This window comes from Methylophilus glucosoxydans, from assembly GCF_042676145.1.
Lineage (GTDB): Bacteria > Pseudomonadota > Gammaproteobacteria > Burkholderiales > Methylophilaceae > Methylophilus > Methylophilus glucosoxydans.
Map to the genome: position 1 here is coordinate 134,423 of NZ_JBHTJW010000002.1, position 13,960 is coordinate 148,382.

A 13,960-nucleotide genomic window follows, 5' to 3' on the forward strand; every position below is an offset into this window, starting at 1 on the left:
AATTTATGTCTGAAATGAAATGGATGAATAATTAATTTTTTTGAATGATTTCTTGCGCCAATTCAAGATAAGCCTGCGCACCCTTGGAAGAACGGTCATACAGCAAAACAGGCATGCCGTAACTAGGCGCCTCAGCCAGTCTGACATTGCGCGGAATAATGGTTTGATACACCTTTTTGCCAAAGTGATTGACCAGCTGGGCTGACACTTGCTGTGCCAGCATATTGCGGTTATCAAACATGGTACGCAGCAAACCCTCTATCTCCAGAACAGGATTTAAGTGAGCGCGCACTTTCTTGACAGTATTGACCAGATCAGACAAGCCTTCCAAGGCATAATACTCACATTGCATCGGGATCATGACTGAGTGTGCTGCAGTTAATGCGTTAACGGTCACCAGATTTAATGAAGGCGGACAGTCCAGCAAGACAAAATCGTAGCGATCGTCACCCAACTTGAGAATTGCATTTTTCAACCGCGTTTCACGTGCCATTTCATTGACCAATTCCACCTCAGCCCCAGCAAGGTCGCGATTAGAAGCCGCCACATCATACTTAGCAGCTTCAGCATGAATCACCACCTCCTGCAGTGTCTTGTTACCAATCAGCACCTGATAAATACTGTCTTTTAAATGTGATTTATCAATGCCACTGCCAGTACTGGCATTACCCTGTGGATCCAGATCGACTAACAAGACTTTTTTTCCGTGCTCGGCCAAACTGGCAGCCAGATTGACGCAAGTGGTGGTTTTACCGACGCCCCCTTTTTGGTTGGTGATGGCAATTATTTTCATTATGTATTCTCAAACACGATTAAATGTCTTTCGGCCTGCAAGTAGGGCACATGAAGACGGATCACTTCTTTGGGGATGACCTTTGCCTGCGCCAACTCATCGCTTGGCACCACTCCCTTCATGGCTAACCATCGCCCCTGTGGCGCAATTAAATGTGCAGTCAACTGCTTAAACAAAGCAATATCGGAAAAGGCTCTCGAGATCACTTGTGAAAAGCGAGTAGGGGGCGCATACGCTTCAACCCGGCCATGCACCACTTGCGCGTTGGACAATCCCAGCTCAGCCTTGACCTGCCGCATAAAGATAGCTTTTTTTTGTACAGTATCAATCGTGGTGACTTCGACCTCGGGACGCGTAATTGCGATTATCAACCCCGGCAAGCCTCCACCACTGCCTACGTCCAGCACATTACCGGCCTCTACAAAAGGCAGAACGCTCAAACTATCCAGCACATGTAGCACCAGCATCTCTTCTGAATCACGGACCGCAGTCAGGTTATAGACCTTGTTCCACTTTTGCATCAGCGCCATATAAGCGAGACACTTCTCCTGCATTTCAGGCGTAACCATCGCCTGCAAACCGAGCACCTCGACACCGGCCGCTAACTTTGAAGCCAAGTCCATCATGCTGCTGCAATATCGCCAGACTGGCTCTGCTTTTTCTGTTTACGCTTGAGATAAACCATCAACAAAGAAATTGTGGCAGGGGTAATCCCCTGGATGCGACTGGCTTGGCCAATTGTTTCCGGTTTCTGTGCCAGCAGTTTTTGCCGCGCTTCAATACTCAAGCCATGCACATCATTATAATCGATAGTATCGCCCAACTTGACGTGCTCACTATTTTTTTGGCGTGAAATTTCCTCATTTTGGCGATCAATATAGCCTTGATACTTGGCAGCAATTTCTACTTGCTCCATCACATCTTCGGCCAACACTTCAGAGGAGGGAACAATCTCCAGCAATGATTGATAACTCACCTCTGGACGCCGTAATAATTCAAATAACGAATACTCATGCTCCAAAGCTTTACCAAAAATCAACGTTTGTGTTTCACGTGAAACAATTTTATTTTGGCTATTGCCCAGGGGTTGACCTTGGTCAGGCTGTAAAAACGTGCGCTTCAATCTTGCTTGCTCACGCGTGATCGCTTCCTGTTTTTTACAGAAGGCCGCCCAGCGCACATCATCAACCAACCCCAGTTGACGACCGACTTCGGTCAAGCGCATATCTGCATTATCTTCCCGCAACTGCAAACGGTACTCTGCACGACTAGTAAACATCCGGTATGGCTCATTCACCCCCGTTGTAATCAAATCATCCACCAACACACCCAAATAGGCTTGTTCACGGGAGGGGCACCAACCGTCTTTATCCTGCGCATAAAGTGCGGCATTTGCGCCCGCTAACAACCCTTGTGCTGCCGCCTCTTCGTAGCCGGTTGTCCCATTGATCTGTCCGGCAAAAAACAAGCCTTGCACAGCCTTGGTTTCGAGAGTCGATTTTAATCCTCTTGGATCGTAATAGTCGTATTCAATGGCGTATCCGGGGCGCAAGATATGCGCCTGCTCCAGCCCGCGAATCGAACGCACCAACGATAACTGAATGTCAAATGGCAAACTGGTGGAAATGCCGTTCGGATAGATCTCATGGGTGGTCAACCCCTCAGGCTCAAGAAATACCTGATGAGACTCTTTGTCGGCAAAGCGATGAATTTTGTCTTCAACAGAGGGGCAATAACGCGGGCCCACACCTTCAATCACACCCGTGTACATCGGCGAACGATCCAATCCACTGCGGATAATGTCATGCGTCTGCTGATTGGTATGCGTAATCCAGCAAGGTAACTGTTGCGGATGCTGGGCTATATTACCCAAAAAGGAGAACACCGGCACTGGTGTATCACCAGGCTGCTCAGTCATCACACTGTAATCAATGGTTCTACCATCAATACGTGGTGGTGTTCCAGTTTTTAGCCGGCCAGCCGGGAGACCAATTTCTCTTAGCCTAGCCGCCAGGGAGATTGCGGGCGGGTCTCCGGCGCGCCCGGCGCTATAACTTTGCAAACCCACATGCACCAAGCCACCCAAAAATGTCCCTGCAGTGAGCACCACCGACTTTGCATAGAAACGCAAACCAATCTGCGTTACCACTCCCGCAGCGCGATGATTCTCAAGAATGATATCGTCTACAGCCTGCTGAAACAGCCACAAATTTTGCTGGTTCTCCAGACGGCGTCGAATGGCCGCCTTGTACAAAATGCGATCGGCTTGCGCACGCGTGGCACGCACAGCCGGGCCTTTACTAGAATTCAAGATACGAAACTGGATACCTCCCTCATCAGTGGCGGCCGCCATGGCGCCACCGAGGGCATCAACCTCTTTGACCAGGTGACCCTTGCCTATGCCACCAATAGAAGGGTTACAGGACATTTGCCCCAGAGTTTCAATGTTGTGGCTCAACAAGAGGGTTTTTTGACCCATACGGGCAGCCGCCAGCGCAGCCTCGGTGCCGGCATGTCCACCACCCACCACAATGACATCGAATCGATCAGGAAAGTCCATCATAAAGAATCTTGAACTGTTTGATTTAAAAAGATTTATGATTTTAGCTTAAACTTACTAAATGGTCATTTAAATCACTGCATTGTTACACCTAAACTATGATTTAATACAATGTATTTACGGTTTAATACAAATCAATAACAAGCAGGCCATATTTGCTTAACATAACAAGAATAGAATTTTTCCTAAAACAACCAAGGAGCTATTACCATGAAAATCAAAACAATCATTGCCGTATTCGGGGTTCTTTTTTCTGCGCACGCATTGGCTGATGTCACCAATGCAGAAAAACTGGTATACAAATATACCAACATTGCACACTCTGCAAACTCCATGTACGAAGCCCCCTCCATTACTGATGGTAAAATTTTCTTTAACCGCAAATTCAAAACACCTAGTGGTAAAGAAGCGGCATGTGCCTCTTGCCACACTAACAACCCTGCAAACGTTGGCAAGAACATCGTCACTGGCAAAGAAATCCCTCCACTGGCACCACGCGTGAATACCAAGCGCTTTACCGATATTGATAAAGTAGAAGAAGAGTTCACCAAGCACTGCAATGATATTTTGGGTGCAGACTGCTCACCTTCAGAAAAGGCAAACTTTATCGCTTATCTGTTAACCGAAACAAAACCTAGCAAATAATCAATGCTACGTTACGTATGGGATCCGTTTATACGGATCTTCCATTGGTCACTGGTCGCGGCGTTTGCTTATGCCTTTTATACGCACGACTCGATGTGGGATCGGCTACATCATGCTTATGCGGGTTATGTGGCCGGCACTCTGATCGTGGCGCGCATTATCTGGGGCATTATTTCCACAGGTTATGCCAACTTTCATAGCTTCCCGCTGAACCCGGTGTGGGCGCTGAAGCATCTCTACAAGCTTATCCATGGAACAGCCAAGCACTATATCGGCCACAACCCTACAGGTGCGATAGCAATTTATGCGATGCTGGGCCTAGGCATCCTGACGGTAGGTTCCGGCTGCATTGTTTATAACAATGGCTGGGACTTTATTGATGATGAAATGGCCAAAACCTTACATCACTATGTGACTTGGACATGGCTGGGTGTGGTGGTGGTCCATGTCTTCGGTGTGATTTTTGAAAGCATCATCAATCGTGATAACCTGATCTGGGCGATGATTACAGGGTGTAAACGCGTATGCAGTATTGAAGAACGGTTTGACCAAAAAAACACACCGTTCCCCCGAAAAAAAACCCGCTGATGCGGGTTTTTATTTACCTATACAAAAACGACTGAATATTTCCCCAAGCAAATCATCCGGCGTAAACTCGCCAGTGATACTACCCAACGCCTCTTGTGCGCAACGCAACTCTTCTGCAATGAGCTCCGCAGCATTCATTTGGCTCACCGCATAACTTAAGTGCTCTGATACGGCTTGCAACGCCTGCAAGTGTCTAGCCCTTGCCATAAACACACCTTCTCCGCCAGGTTGATAACCAATCATCTCCAGCAAAGTTTTTTGCAACAAAGGAATACCTAGACCTGTCTTGGCTGATAAAAACACGTGCTGCTCATGATCAATAATATCAGTGCGCGATGTTTCACGTGAAACATCTATCTTGTTATGCACCCAAACTTTTTTGACCTGACTCGGTAACTTTTCAAGAATGGACTTTTCAAATACACCAATGCCATGCTGACTATCCACTAGCAACAAGGCCACATGCGCACTTGCAATCGCTTTCCAAGTCCGGGCTATGCCAAATTGCTCCACGGTATCTTCGGTCTCACGCAAACCTGCAGTATCAATGATATGCAGAGGCACACCCTGGATTTGAATGACGTTTTTGATGGTGTCACGTGTCGTACCTGCTATCGGTGTCACAATCGCCACCTCTTCACCAGATAACGCATTTAATAAACTGGACTTGCCAACATTAGGCTGTCCAATCAACACCACGTTCATGCCTTCGCGCAGCAAAGCACCCTGTTTTGCCTGGTGGAAAATTCTTTGCAAGGTGCCCTGATTTTGTTGAAGCTTTTCCAACACTCGCCCTTGCGTGATGAAATCAATCTCTTCCTCAGGAAAGTCCAGGCAAGCCTCGACATACATGCGCAAATCAATCAATTGATGCAATAAGTCCTGTACGGCATTAGAAAACTCACCAGACAACGATCTAACTGCACTGCGGGCTGCTTCCTCAGTCGAGGCATTGATCAGATCAGCCACTGCTTCAGCTTGGGCGAGATCCAGTTTGTCATTCAAATATGCGCGTTGTGTAAACTCGCCGGCCACGGCGTGGCGTGCACCGCATTCGATGCAACGCGCAAGCAAGATTTGCATCAACGCAGTCCCGCCATGTGCCTGTAGCTCAAGCACATCTTCACCTGTATACGAATGAGGATTGGGGAAATAAATCGCAATGCCACGATCTATCAATACACCGTCGGCTTGTAGAAAAGAAAGATACGCTGCGTGACGCGGGGGAGGGCAGTGCCCGAGAATTTGAGCAGCAATACTGGCTGCTAACGGGCCGGAGACCCGGACGACGCCAATGCCGCCTGCACCGGGGGCGGTTGCAATCGCGGCAATGGTATCGTTGGCAATCGGAAGATTATTTGCCATGTCCTTTTTTCGCCAGCGCTTCGGCGTGGATCATGCGATTAATCGCCCATTGTTGCCAGATAGACAGGATATTGTTGACCAGCCAGTACAACACCAAGCCAGCAGGAAAGAAGAAGAAGAATACGCTGAACAACACAGGCATAATCTTCATCACTTTGGCTTGAATCGGATCAGTAGGTGGTGGATTCAAGAAGGTTTGGATAATCATGGTGGCACCCATCAATATGGGCAACACAAAATAGGGATCGGTGGCGGAAAGATCCTGTATCCAGCCAAAAAATGGGGCATGCCGTAATTCTACAGAGCCCAACAAGACCCAATACAAGGAAATAAACACCGGGATTTGTACCAATATGGGCAAGCAACCACCCATCGGGTTAATTTTTTCGGTGCGATACATTTCCATCATGGCTTGCTGCAGCTTTTGCTTGTCGTCGCCAAACTTGTCTTTAAGTGCTTGCATACGTGGGGCAATTTCGCGCAAATGCGCCATATTGCGGTAGCCAGAAGCTGACAGCTTAAAGAAAGCTGCTTTGATGAGGATGGTCAGCACAATAATCGACACACCCCAGTTTTTCACCAGATCGTGGATATGACTCAACAACCACATTAAAGGTTTAGCAATCACGGTCAAAATGCCATAATCGACCACATATTCCAAACCAGGCGCCGTCGCTTCCAAGGCTTGTTGAACTTGCGGTCCGCTGAATAGTTTCGCGTCTACTGTTTTACTTGTCCCTGGTGCAATTTCGCCTACAGGCGAAATGGTACCAATCGAGAAGTCATGCTCACTGAGTTTTGTCGTGTAAAACTTGCGTTCAGCTTTTGATTGCGGAATCCAGGCGCTGACAAAGTAATGTTGAACCAAGCCAATCCAACCATCTTTAGCATTGATAGAAACATCCTTTTTGGCCATTTCATCAAATTTCACCTTGTTGTATTTGTCTGCTTCGGTGAAATAAGCGCCGCCAGTAAAGGTTGGCATCATTTTAGAACCCTGATTGGATTCATTATCGTGAATGATTTGGTAATACACCGAAGGCGAAATGGCTTTTTCGCTGTTATTCTTAATTTCATACAACACATCAATGACATATTCACCACGATGAAAGCGGTAAATCTTGTCTACTGCAATTCCATTCTTCTCCGGGGCAGTTAAACGGATATCCAACGTTTGTTGATCCGCTTGCATTTGGTAGCTGCTAGCCTCAGCGGTAAAGTTTTCATAATGCGTAGGCAAGCCTTCACCCTTGAGGCCGGTTTGCGCAACATATAATTTGTCTTTACTGCTATCACTCATCAACTCATAAGGGCCAGCGCCATTATCTGCTTTATGTTCTAACAAGGATAATTGACGTAAATCACCGCCGGCAGTGTCAATCACCGCCGCATAACGATCGGTTGTGACGGCGATACGTGTACCTTTGTTTAAATGAAAGCCATCTACCTGCGGTTTATCAGCAGTTACAGGCAGCGCTTGTGCCACTTGCTCGGCAGTTGGTTGTGGTGAATGGTCTTGTTGCCAGGCATCCCACAGCAACATGATGGAAAAAGAAAAAATCACGAACAGAATTAGACGGCGAGTATCCATAAGATTTCGTTTAAAAGTCAGGGTAGGGGGTCTACACCACCTGGATGCCAGGGATGACAACGACCAATGCGGCGTAAGGCTAACACACTCCCACGCCACGCACCATAGCGTTGCAAGGCCTCAATGGCATAGTGTGAACAGGTAGGGTGAAAACGACATTGTCTTCCCAACCAGGGACTGAGTCCCCATTGGTAACACTTGATCAAGAATATCAACAACGTCTTCATCGGCAAGGATTCATCAGGAAGCATGCACATGCACGGATTTGCTTAAACGGCGTAGCAAAGTCTCTACATCTTGACGCACTTGAGCAAATTCACCTTGTTTGAACGGCTTACGCACTTGCACTACCACATCAAAACAAACAGGCGCCATTGGTGGGTGAGCACGCAGGACTTCTCGCAACACCCGTTTCATGTAATTGCGTCTGACCGCCAGTTTGGACACTTTTTTTGAAACAACCAAACCGTAGCGGTGATGTGAAAGCTCATTTGGTTTGATATTGGCAAATAACCATTCACCGTAAAACCGCTTCCTGAAACTAAAAACGGATGAAAATTCATCCGTTTTTTTTAGCTTATACAATGTCATGCATTGAGTATCCGCAATGCATCGTCAGGGATTACAAACCCAAACGTTTACGACCTTTAGCGCGACGAGCAGCAATCACTGCGCGGCCACCTTTGGTTTTCATACGTACCAGAAAGCCATGGGTACGTGCACGACGGGTTTTAGATGGTTGATAGGTACGTTTCATTATTAAACTCCAGCCAAAAATGGCAATTAAACTCTAATCCGGCAAGCTTGATTATTACGCTCAATATTTGCCGATTTCGAAAACCCTTAATTAAACATCAAATTCAGAGTTTATGTCAATGATTTTTTTTAAATTTTTATGATGGCGGGCTGTGGATAACTCACGTTAAAACGTTTAGAATACTCTACAGATGGTCATGACAACAACCAAGACAAGACCACTTCTTCTGCCACTCTTTCCTGGCAATTATAACGAATAAATATTCAACACGCTGATCCGTCTTCGCGATCAATGTGTTGCAATTACTTTTAAAAAAGCACTGGAGCAATGGAAAATTTTTGGGCCTATTGTTTGTTAAAGTTCGAGCAAGAGCTGTCAGCACAACAATACAACACCTGGATCAAACCCCTGAAAGCACGCATCAATGGGGAATCCGTGCAAATTGTTGCGCCCAACAAATTTGTCATGCAATGGGTCAAAAGCAAGTTTTTTTCACGCATAGAGACGATCGCGACCGAACTCTCTCCAACAGCCATTCTTGAACTGATTGTTGACAGTAGTGAATCCTTGGCACCGGCAGCACCCGTGGTTAACAAGGCAGCCAGTGTGAGCGAAAATCCGGTTGAAACCGCCATTGCAACAGCACCGACAAAAACCGTCACCAAACCAAATCGGCCCCCCATTCAAAGAGCAAGCGCAAAACCGGTTAAAAACGAGAAGAGTAGTGGGCTGAATGACAGTTTCTTGTTTGATAACTATGTCACTGGCCGTGCAAACCAGCTGGCACGCGCAGCGGCAATACAGGTGGCAGGCAATCCTGGTCAGGCATATAACCCACTGTTTATTTATGGCGGCGTCGGCTTGGGCAAAACACATTTGCTGCAAGCCATCGGCAACGAATTAAAGAAAATTAAGCCAGAAGCGAATATCCGTTACCTACACGCAGAACGTTATGTCTCCGATGTGGTAAAGGCTTATGAAAACAAGGCGTTTGATGAATTCAAACAACTTTATCATTCGCTGGATCTATTGCTAATTGATGATATTCAGTTTTTCGCCAAAAAAACACGCACCCAGGAAGAGTTCTTCTACGCATTTAACACGCTGATTGAAGAAAAAAAACAAATAGTCATCACTTGCGATACCTATCCTAAAGAAATCGCAGACATGGATGAACGGCTACGTACTCGCTTCAGCTGGGGGCTTACCGTCGCGGTGGAGCCACCAGAGCTGGAAATGCGGGTAGCCATTCTGCGCAAAAAGGCTGAAAACCTGAATATAGATCTGCATGAAGATGTGGCCTTTTTTGTTGCCAAACAGATACGCTCTAGCGTGCGAGAACTTGAAGGCGCCTTGAATCGTATTATTGCCATGGCTAACTTTACCGGTCATGCCATTGATGTGCATTTGGCCAAAGACGCACTACGAGACCTGATTGCCGTGCGCGGCCGCCAGATCACCATCGAAAACATTCAAAAGACAGTGGCTGACTATTACAAAATCAAAGTCAGCGATATGTTTAGCAAAAAACGCTCACGCAATGTCGCCAGACCGCGCCAGGTGGCCATGTCTTTGGCGCGTGAGCTTACCAATCATAGCTTTCCAGAAATTGGGGAAGCTTTTGGCGGACGTCACCACACAACAGTGATGCATGCCTGCGAAGAAATTGAACAATTACGCTTGAATGACCAGACGCTGGCACGTGATATTGGTTTACTCACACAAGTGATCAGGGATTAAAACAAGCAAGTCATGCTGTGGATAAGTTGAGAATGACGTGTGCTTAAATATTGCGTATAGACTGAATAAAATCAGTTTACAATATCAGCCACAAACGATGCAGGTTTAAACCGCAATTTATGCACAAGGCAATATTCGGATAAGTCATTGAATTATTTATATTTTTAGACTTACCCACAAAAAAACGTAACATTACTATTATTCTTATCTTTTATATATTGAAATAAAGTTATTAATTAGGTCAGGCCATGCAAATCAAAATTAACCGTGAGGTTTTGCTTAAACCACTCAATAGTGTGACTGGCATCGTAGAGCGTCGGCATACATTACCTATCCTTTCTAACCTGTTGGTTAATATCAAACAGGATGAAATGCATTTGACCGCCACCGACCTCGAAATGCAGATTTCTCTGAAAGTACATGGCGGCATTGAAGGCGAATTGAGTACAACGATTTCAGCAAAAAAACTGCTGGATATCTGCCGTTCATTGCCTGACAGCACCACGATAGAAATGAATAATCAGGATAATCGCATTACACTGAAAGCAGGCAAGAGCCGTTTTAACCTGCAAACACTGCCTGCAGCAGATTATCCTTTGATGAGCAAAGCCAGTGGCCAAAACATCAGTTTCAGTCTGGCGCAATCAGAGTTCAAACGCTTGCTTAAACAAGTCGAATTCGCCATGGCGCAACAAGATATCCGCTATTACTTGAATGGCCTGTTGCTGGAAGTAAACGGCAACCAGTTGCACGTGGTGGGTACAGATGGACACCGTTTAAGCTATACCAATACCACCCTGGCGCAAAGCTTTGAAAAAACAGAAGTGATCTTGCCGCGTAAAACAGTGCTGGAATTGACGAAGTTACTGGATGAGCAGTCAGATTCGCCTGTCGTGATTGAAGTCTTGAACGGACAAGTCAGCTTTGAATTTGGTGATATCCAACTGATCAGTAAAGTGATTGATGGCAAGTTTCCGGATTACAACCGTGTCATTCCCAATGGTCATCAAAATACTTTTCTGGTCAATCGCACACAAATCCTGAGCGCCTTGCAACGTGCGTCTATTCTGTCGAATGAAAAATATCGCAGTATCCGCATGGTCATCACCAATAATCAGCTCAAACTGATTAGCACCAACACCGAGCAAGAAGAAGCAGAAGAAGAACTTGATATCGACTACAGCAATGCCGCACTGGATATTGGCTTTAATGTCACTTACCTGATTGATGTGCTTAACAATCTGAGTGATGAACAAATTCAATTTGCGTTCGCAGACGCCAACAGCAGTTGCCTGATCACCGCAAGCAGCGATGCCAACTATAAATATGTTGTGATGCCAATGCGCATATAATGCGGGTAGCCCGTGTTTCACGTGAAACACGGCCAATGTTAGGGTGATGGTCTTTTAACTCTCAATTAAAGAAACTTTTGTTATGGCACAGCCACAAGAATATAACTCAGACAGTATCAAGATTTTGGAAGGTTTGGACGCTGTACGTAAGCGTCCTGGCATGTACATCGGTGACACGTCAGACGGTTCTGGTTTGCACCACATGGTATTCGAAGTGCTGGATAACGCCATTGACGAAGCACTAGCCGGGCATTGTGACGATATTAAAGTGATTATCCACCCGGATAATTCCATCAGTATTTCTGATAACGGTCGCGGCATTCCGACCGATGTCAAAGATGACGATAAACATGAGCCCAAACGCTCAGCGGCTGAAATCGTGATGACCGAGTTGCATGCCGGCGGCAAGTTTGACCAGAACTCTTACAAGGTCTCTGGCGGTCTGCACGGTGTCGGTGTGTCTGTCGTTAATGCGCTGTCAGACTGGTTAAAACTTAAGATTTACCGTAAAGGTAAGGTACATCAGATGGAGTTCCATCGTGGCGTACCGCAAGCGCCATTGGCCGTGACTGGAACCACAGATAAAACCGGGACAGAAGTACATTTTCTGGCTTCTGTAGACACGTTTGTGCTGGTTGAATATCACTTTGAAATCCTCGCCAAGCGTATTCGCGAATTGTCCTTCTTGAACAACGGCGTCAAGATTGAATTAATTGATCAACGTACCGGCAAGTCAGAAAACTTTGCCTTCAGTGGTGGTGTAAAAGGGTTTGTGGAGTACATGAACCGCAGCAAAACGGTTTTGCACCCTAAAGTGTTTTATGCCATTGGTGAAAAAGACAACATCACGATAGAAGTAGCCATGCAGTGGAATGACAGCTACTCAGAAACCGTGCAATGTTTCACCAACAATATTCCGCAACGTGATGGTGGCACCCATTTGACCGGTTTGCGCACCGCCATGACACGGACGCTAAACCAGTATATCGAGCAAAACGAGTTTGCTAAAAAAGCCAAGGTCGAAACCACCGGTGACGATATGCGTGAAGGCATTACTTGTGTCCTTTCGGTCAAAGTGCCAGATCCCAAGTTTTCATCCCAAACCAAAGACAAACTGGTATCCAGTGAAGTGCAACCAGTGGTCTCCGAAATTGTGTCCGCTAAACTGGCTGAGTTTCTAGAAGAAAACCCGATTGATGCCAAAATCGTATGTGGCAAGATTGTCGAAGCTGCGCGCGCACGTGAAGCAGCCCGTAAAGCCCGCGAAATTACCCGCCGTAAAGGCGTGATGGACACCATGGGCCTGCCAGGCAAACTGGCAGATTGCCAGGAAAAAAATCCGGCGCTCTGCGAACTCTATCTGGTCGAGGGGGACTCTGCGGGTGGTTCTGCCAAACAAGGCCGTGACCGTAAATTCCAAGCCATTTTGCCACTCAAGGGTAAGATTTTAAACGTGGAAAAAGCACGTTTTGACAAGCTGCTGGGCTCTGCCGAAATTGCCACACTGATTACGGCCATGGGCACCGGCATTGGTAAAGATGACTTTAACCTGGAAAAATTGCGCTATCACCGCATCATCATCATGACCGATGCGGACGTTGATGGTGCGCACATCCGTACCTTGTTACTGACATTCTTCTATCGCCAGATGCCAGAGTTGGTTGAAAATGGCCATATCTACATCGCACAGCCACCGCTATACAAAGTCAAACAAGGCCGTGACGAGCGTTACCTCAAAGATGAGCATGAGCTCGATGAATACCTGCTTAATTCAGCCTTGCGCGATGCCATACTAGTGACCAAAGAGGGTGGCGAGATTCTGAAAGATGAAGCCTTGACTAGCATCGCCAAACAAATGGTGCTGACCGAAGCCGTAATCCGCCGCATTGCTAATCTGTATGACGAAAGCGTTTTGCGCGCCATTCAGGATGTGGGCGAGGTTGACCTGAGCACAGAGGCCGCCGCTAACAATGTGGCAGAAAAACTGCGTCCTATCCTCGGTGCAGTCGGCTCAGAAGTGATTGTGTCACAAGATACAGAGACCAGCGCCTATCGTCTGGAAGTGAACAAATACGTGCATGGTAACCTGCAAAGTTGCGTCATTGATGCCGAGTTTGTAGGCAGCGGCGATTACCGCCAGATCAACCGCACTTCACAAATGGTGAATAACCTGCTTGGTGAAGGCGCCATGATCAAGCGCGGTGAAAAAGAGCAAAAAGTCAGCACCTTTAAACAGGCGCTGGATTGGTTGCTAGGCGAAGCCAAACATAACCTTAATATTCAGCGGTACAAAGGGCTGGGCGAAATGAACCCTGAACAACTGTGGGAAACAACCATGGATCCGACCGTACGTCGCTTGCTCAAAGTACAGATTGAAGATGCCATCGGTGCCGATGAAATCTTCACTACCTTGATGGGTGATAACGTGGAACCGCGCCGCGCTTTTATCGAAAGCAATGCCTTAAGCGTCAGTTCACTGGATATTTAAGCGCATCAGTGTTTCACTAAAAAGGCTCCTGAGGGAGCCTTTTTTATTTGTCATAAATTTATGAAACGCTGCAGTAAAGCC

The 13,960-nt window shown here is 46.7% G+C and carries 13 protein-coding genes; 5 read left to right on the forward strand and 8 right to left on the reverse strand.

The genetic code is table 11. The annotated features are described in order from the left end of the window. Positions 1 to 31 precede the first annotated feature (31 nt). The 3 genes from ACFQ1T_RS03190 to mnmG are packed head-to-tail and all read right to left on the reverse strand — an operon-like array spanning position 32 to position 3,353. Positions 32 to 793 (reverse strand): ParA family protein, encoded by a 762-nt coding sequence (locus tag ACFQ1T_RS03190; RefSeq protein WP_228518953.1) that lies wholly within the window; start codon positions 791 to 793, stop codon positions 32 to 34. Further along, positions 793 to 1,416 carry a 16S rRNA (guanine(527)-N(7))-methyltransferase RsmG gene (gene rsmG, locus ACFQ1T_RS03195; RefSeq protein WP_275357624.1) on the reverse strand — a complete coding sequence of 208 codons (624 nt, stop codon included), beginning with the start codon at positions 1,414 to 1,416 and terminating at the stop codon, positions 793 to 795. The genes ACFQ1T_RS03190 and rsmG overlap by 1 nt, the downstream gene beginning before the upstream one ends. Further along, positions 1,416 to 3,353, reverse strand: a complete 1,938-nt coding sequence (gene mnmG, locus ACFQ1T_RS03200; RefSeq protein ID WP_379076844.1) for a tRNA uridine-5-carboxymethylaminomethyl(34) synthesis enzyme MnmG — start codon at positions 3,351 to 3,353, stop codon at positions 1,416 to 1,418. Before mnmG ends, rsmG begins: the two co-directional genes overlap by 1 nt. Before the next feature lie 210 nt (positions 3,354 to 3,563). On the opposite strand from mnmG, the gene cycA reads away from it, so the two are divergent. Both cycA and ACFQ1T_RS03210 read left to right on the forward strand, forming a co-directional pair. After that, entirely contained in the window at positions 3,564 to 3,998 is a 435-nt protein-coding gene (cycA, locus tag ACFQ1T_RS03205; RefSeq protein ID WP_194749662.1) for a cytochrome c'', read from the forward strand. Between the two features lie 3 nt (positions 3,999 to 4,001). Further along, positions 4,002 to 4,586 carry a cytochrome b/b6 domain-containing protein gene (locus ACFQ1T_RS03210; protein WP_194749661.1) on the forward strand — a complete coding sequence of 195 codons (585 nt, stop codon included), beginning with the start codon at positions 4,002 to 4,004 and terminating at the stop codon, positions 4,584 to 4,586. Between the two features lie 9 nt (positions 4,587 to 4,595). Here the strand turns inward: ACFQ1T_RS03210 and mnmE are convergent, their stop codons facing one another. Genes mnmE through rpmH form a run of 5 tightly spaced genes read right to left on the reverse strand, consistent with a single transcriptional unit; the run spans position 4,596 to position 8,299 of the window. Continuing rightward, entirely contained in the window at positions 4,596 to 5,951 is a 1,356-nt protein-coding gene (mnmE, locus tag ACFQ1T_RS03215; protein ID WP_379073914.1) for a tRNA uridine-5-carboxymethylaminomethyl(34) synthesis GTPase MnmE, read from the reverse strand. Continuing rightward, positions 5,941 to 7,542 carry a membrane protein insertase YidC gene (gene yidC, locus ACFQ1T_RS03220; protein WP_379073916.1) on the reverse strand — a complete coding sequence of 534 codons (1,602 nt, stop codon included), beginning with the start codon at positions 7,540 to 7,542 and terminating at the stop codon, positions 5,941 to 5,943. Before yidC ends, mnmE begins: the two co-directional genes overlap by 11 nt. A 17-nt stretch (positions 7,543 to 7,559) precedes the next feature. After that, positions 7,560 to 7,799, reverse strand: a complete 240-nt coding sequence (gene yidD / locus ACFQ1T_RS03225) for a membrane protein insertion efficiency factor YidD (protein WP_379073918.1) — start codon at positions 7,797 to 7,799, stop codon at positions 7,560 to 7,562. Next, the gene (gene rnpA, locus ACFQ1T_RS03230; RefSeq protein WP_379073920.1) at positions 7,783 to 8,133 is read right to left on the reverse strand and encodes a ribonuclease P protein component; all 351 of its coding nucleotides are present in this window, start codon (positions 8,131 to 8,133) and stop codon (positions 7,783 to 7,785) included. Before rnpA ends, yidD begins: the two co-directional genes overlap by 17 nt. Positions 8,134 to 8,164: 31 nt before the next feature. Continuing rightward, a complete protein-coding gene (gene rpmH / locus ACFQ1T_RS03235; RefSeq protein ID WP_018987191.1) occupies positions 8,165 to 8,299 on the reverse strand; it encodes a 50S ribosomal protein L34 in 135 nt (44 codons plus the stop codon). Positions 8,300 to 8,626: 327 nt separating this feature from the next. Here rpmH and dnaA point away from each other — a divergent pair, with 327 nt between their 5' ends. From dnaA to gyrB, 3 genes are all read left to right on the forward strand, one after another. Then, on the forward strand, positions 8,627 to 10,039 hold the full coding sequence (gene dnaA, locus ACFQ1T_RS03240) for a chromosomal replication initiator protein DnaA (RefSeq protein WP_379073922.1): 1,413 nt from the start codon (positions 8,627 to 8,629) through the stop codon (positions 10,037 to 10,039). A gap of 248 nt (positions 10,040 to 10,287) precedes the next feature. Further along, positions 10,288 to 11,391: a DNA polymerase III subunit beta gene (gene dnaN, locus ACFQ1T_RS03245; protein ID WP_194749656.1), complete on the forward strand. Its 1,104-nt coding sequence runs from the start codon at positions 10,288 to 10,290 to the stop codon at positions 11,389 to 11,391. 82 nt (positions 11,392 to 11,473) lie between these two features. Further along, positions 11,474 to 13,879, forward strand: coding sequence for a DNA topoisomerase (ATP-hydrolyzing) subunit B (gene gyrB, locus ACFQ1T_RS03250; RefSeq protein ID WP_194749655.1), 2,406 nt, complete (start codon positions 11,474 to 11,476; stop codon positions 13,877 to 13,879). The last annotated feature ends 81 nt before the right edge of the window (positions 13,880 to 13,960 follow it).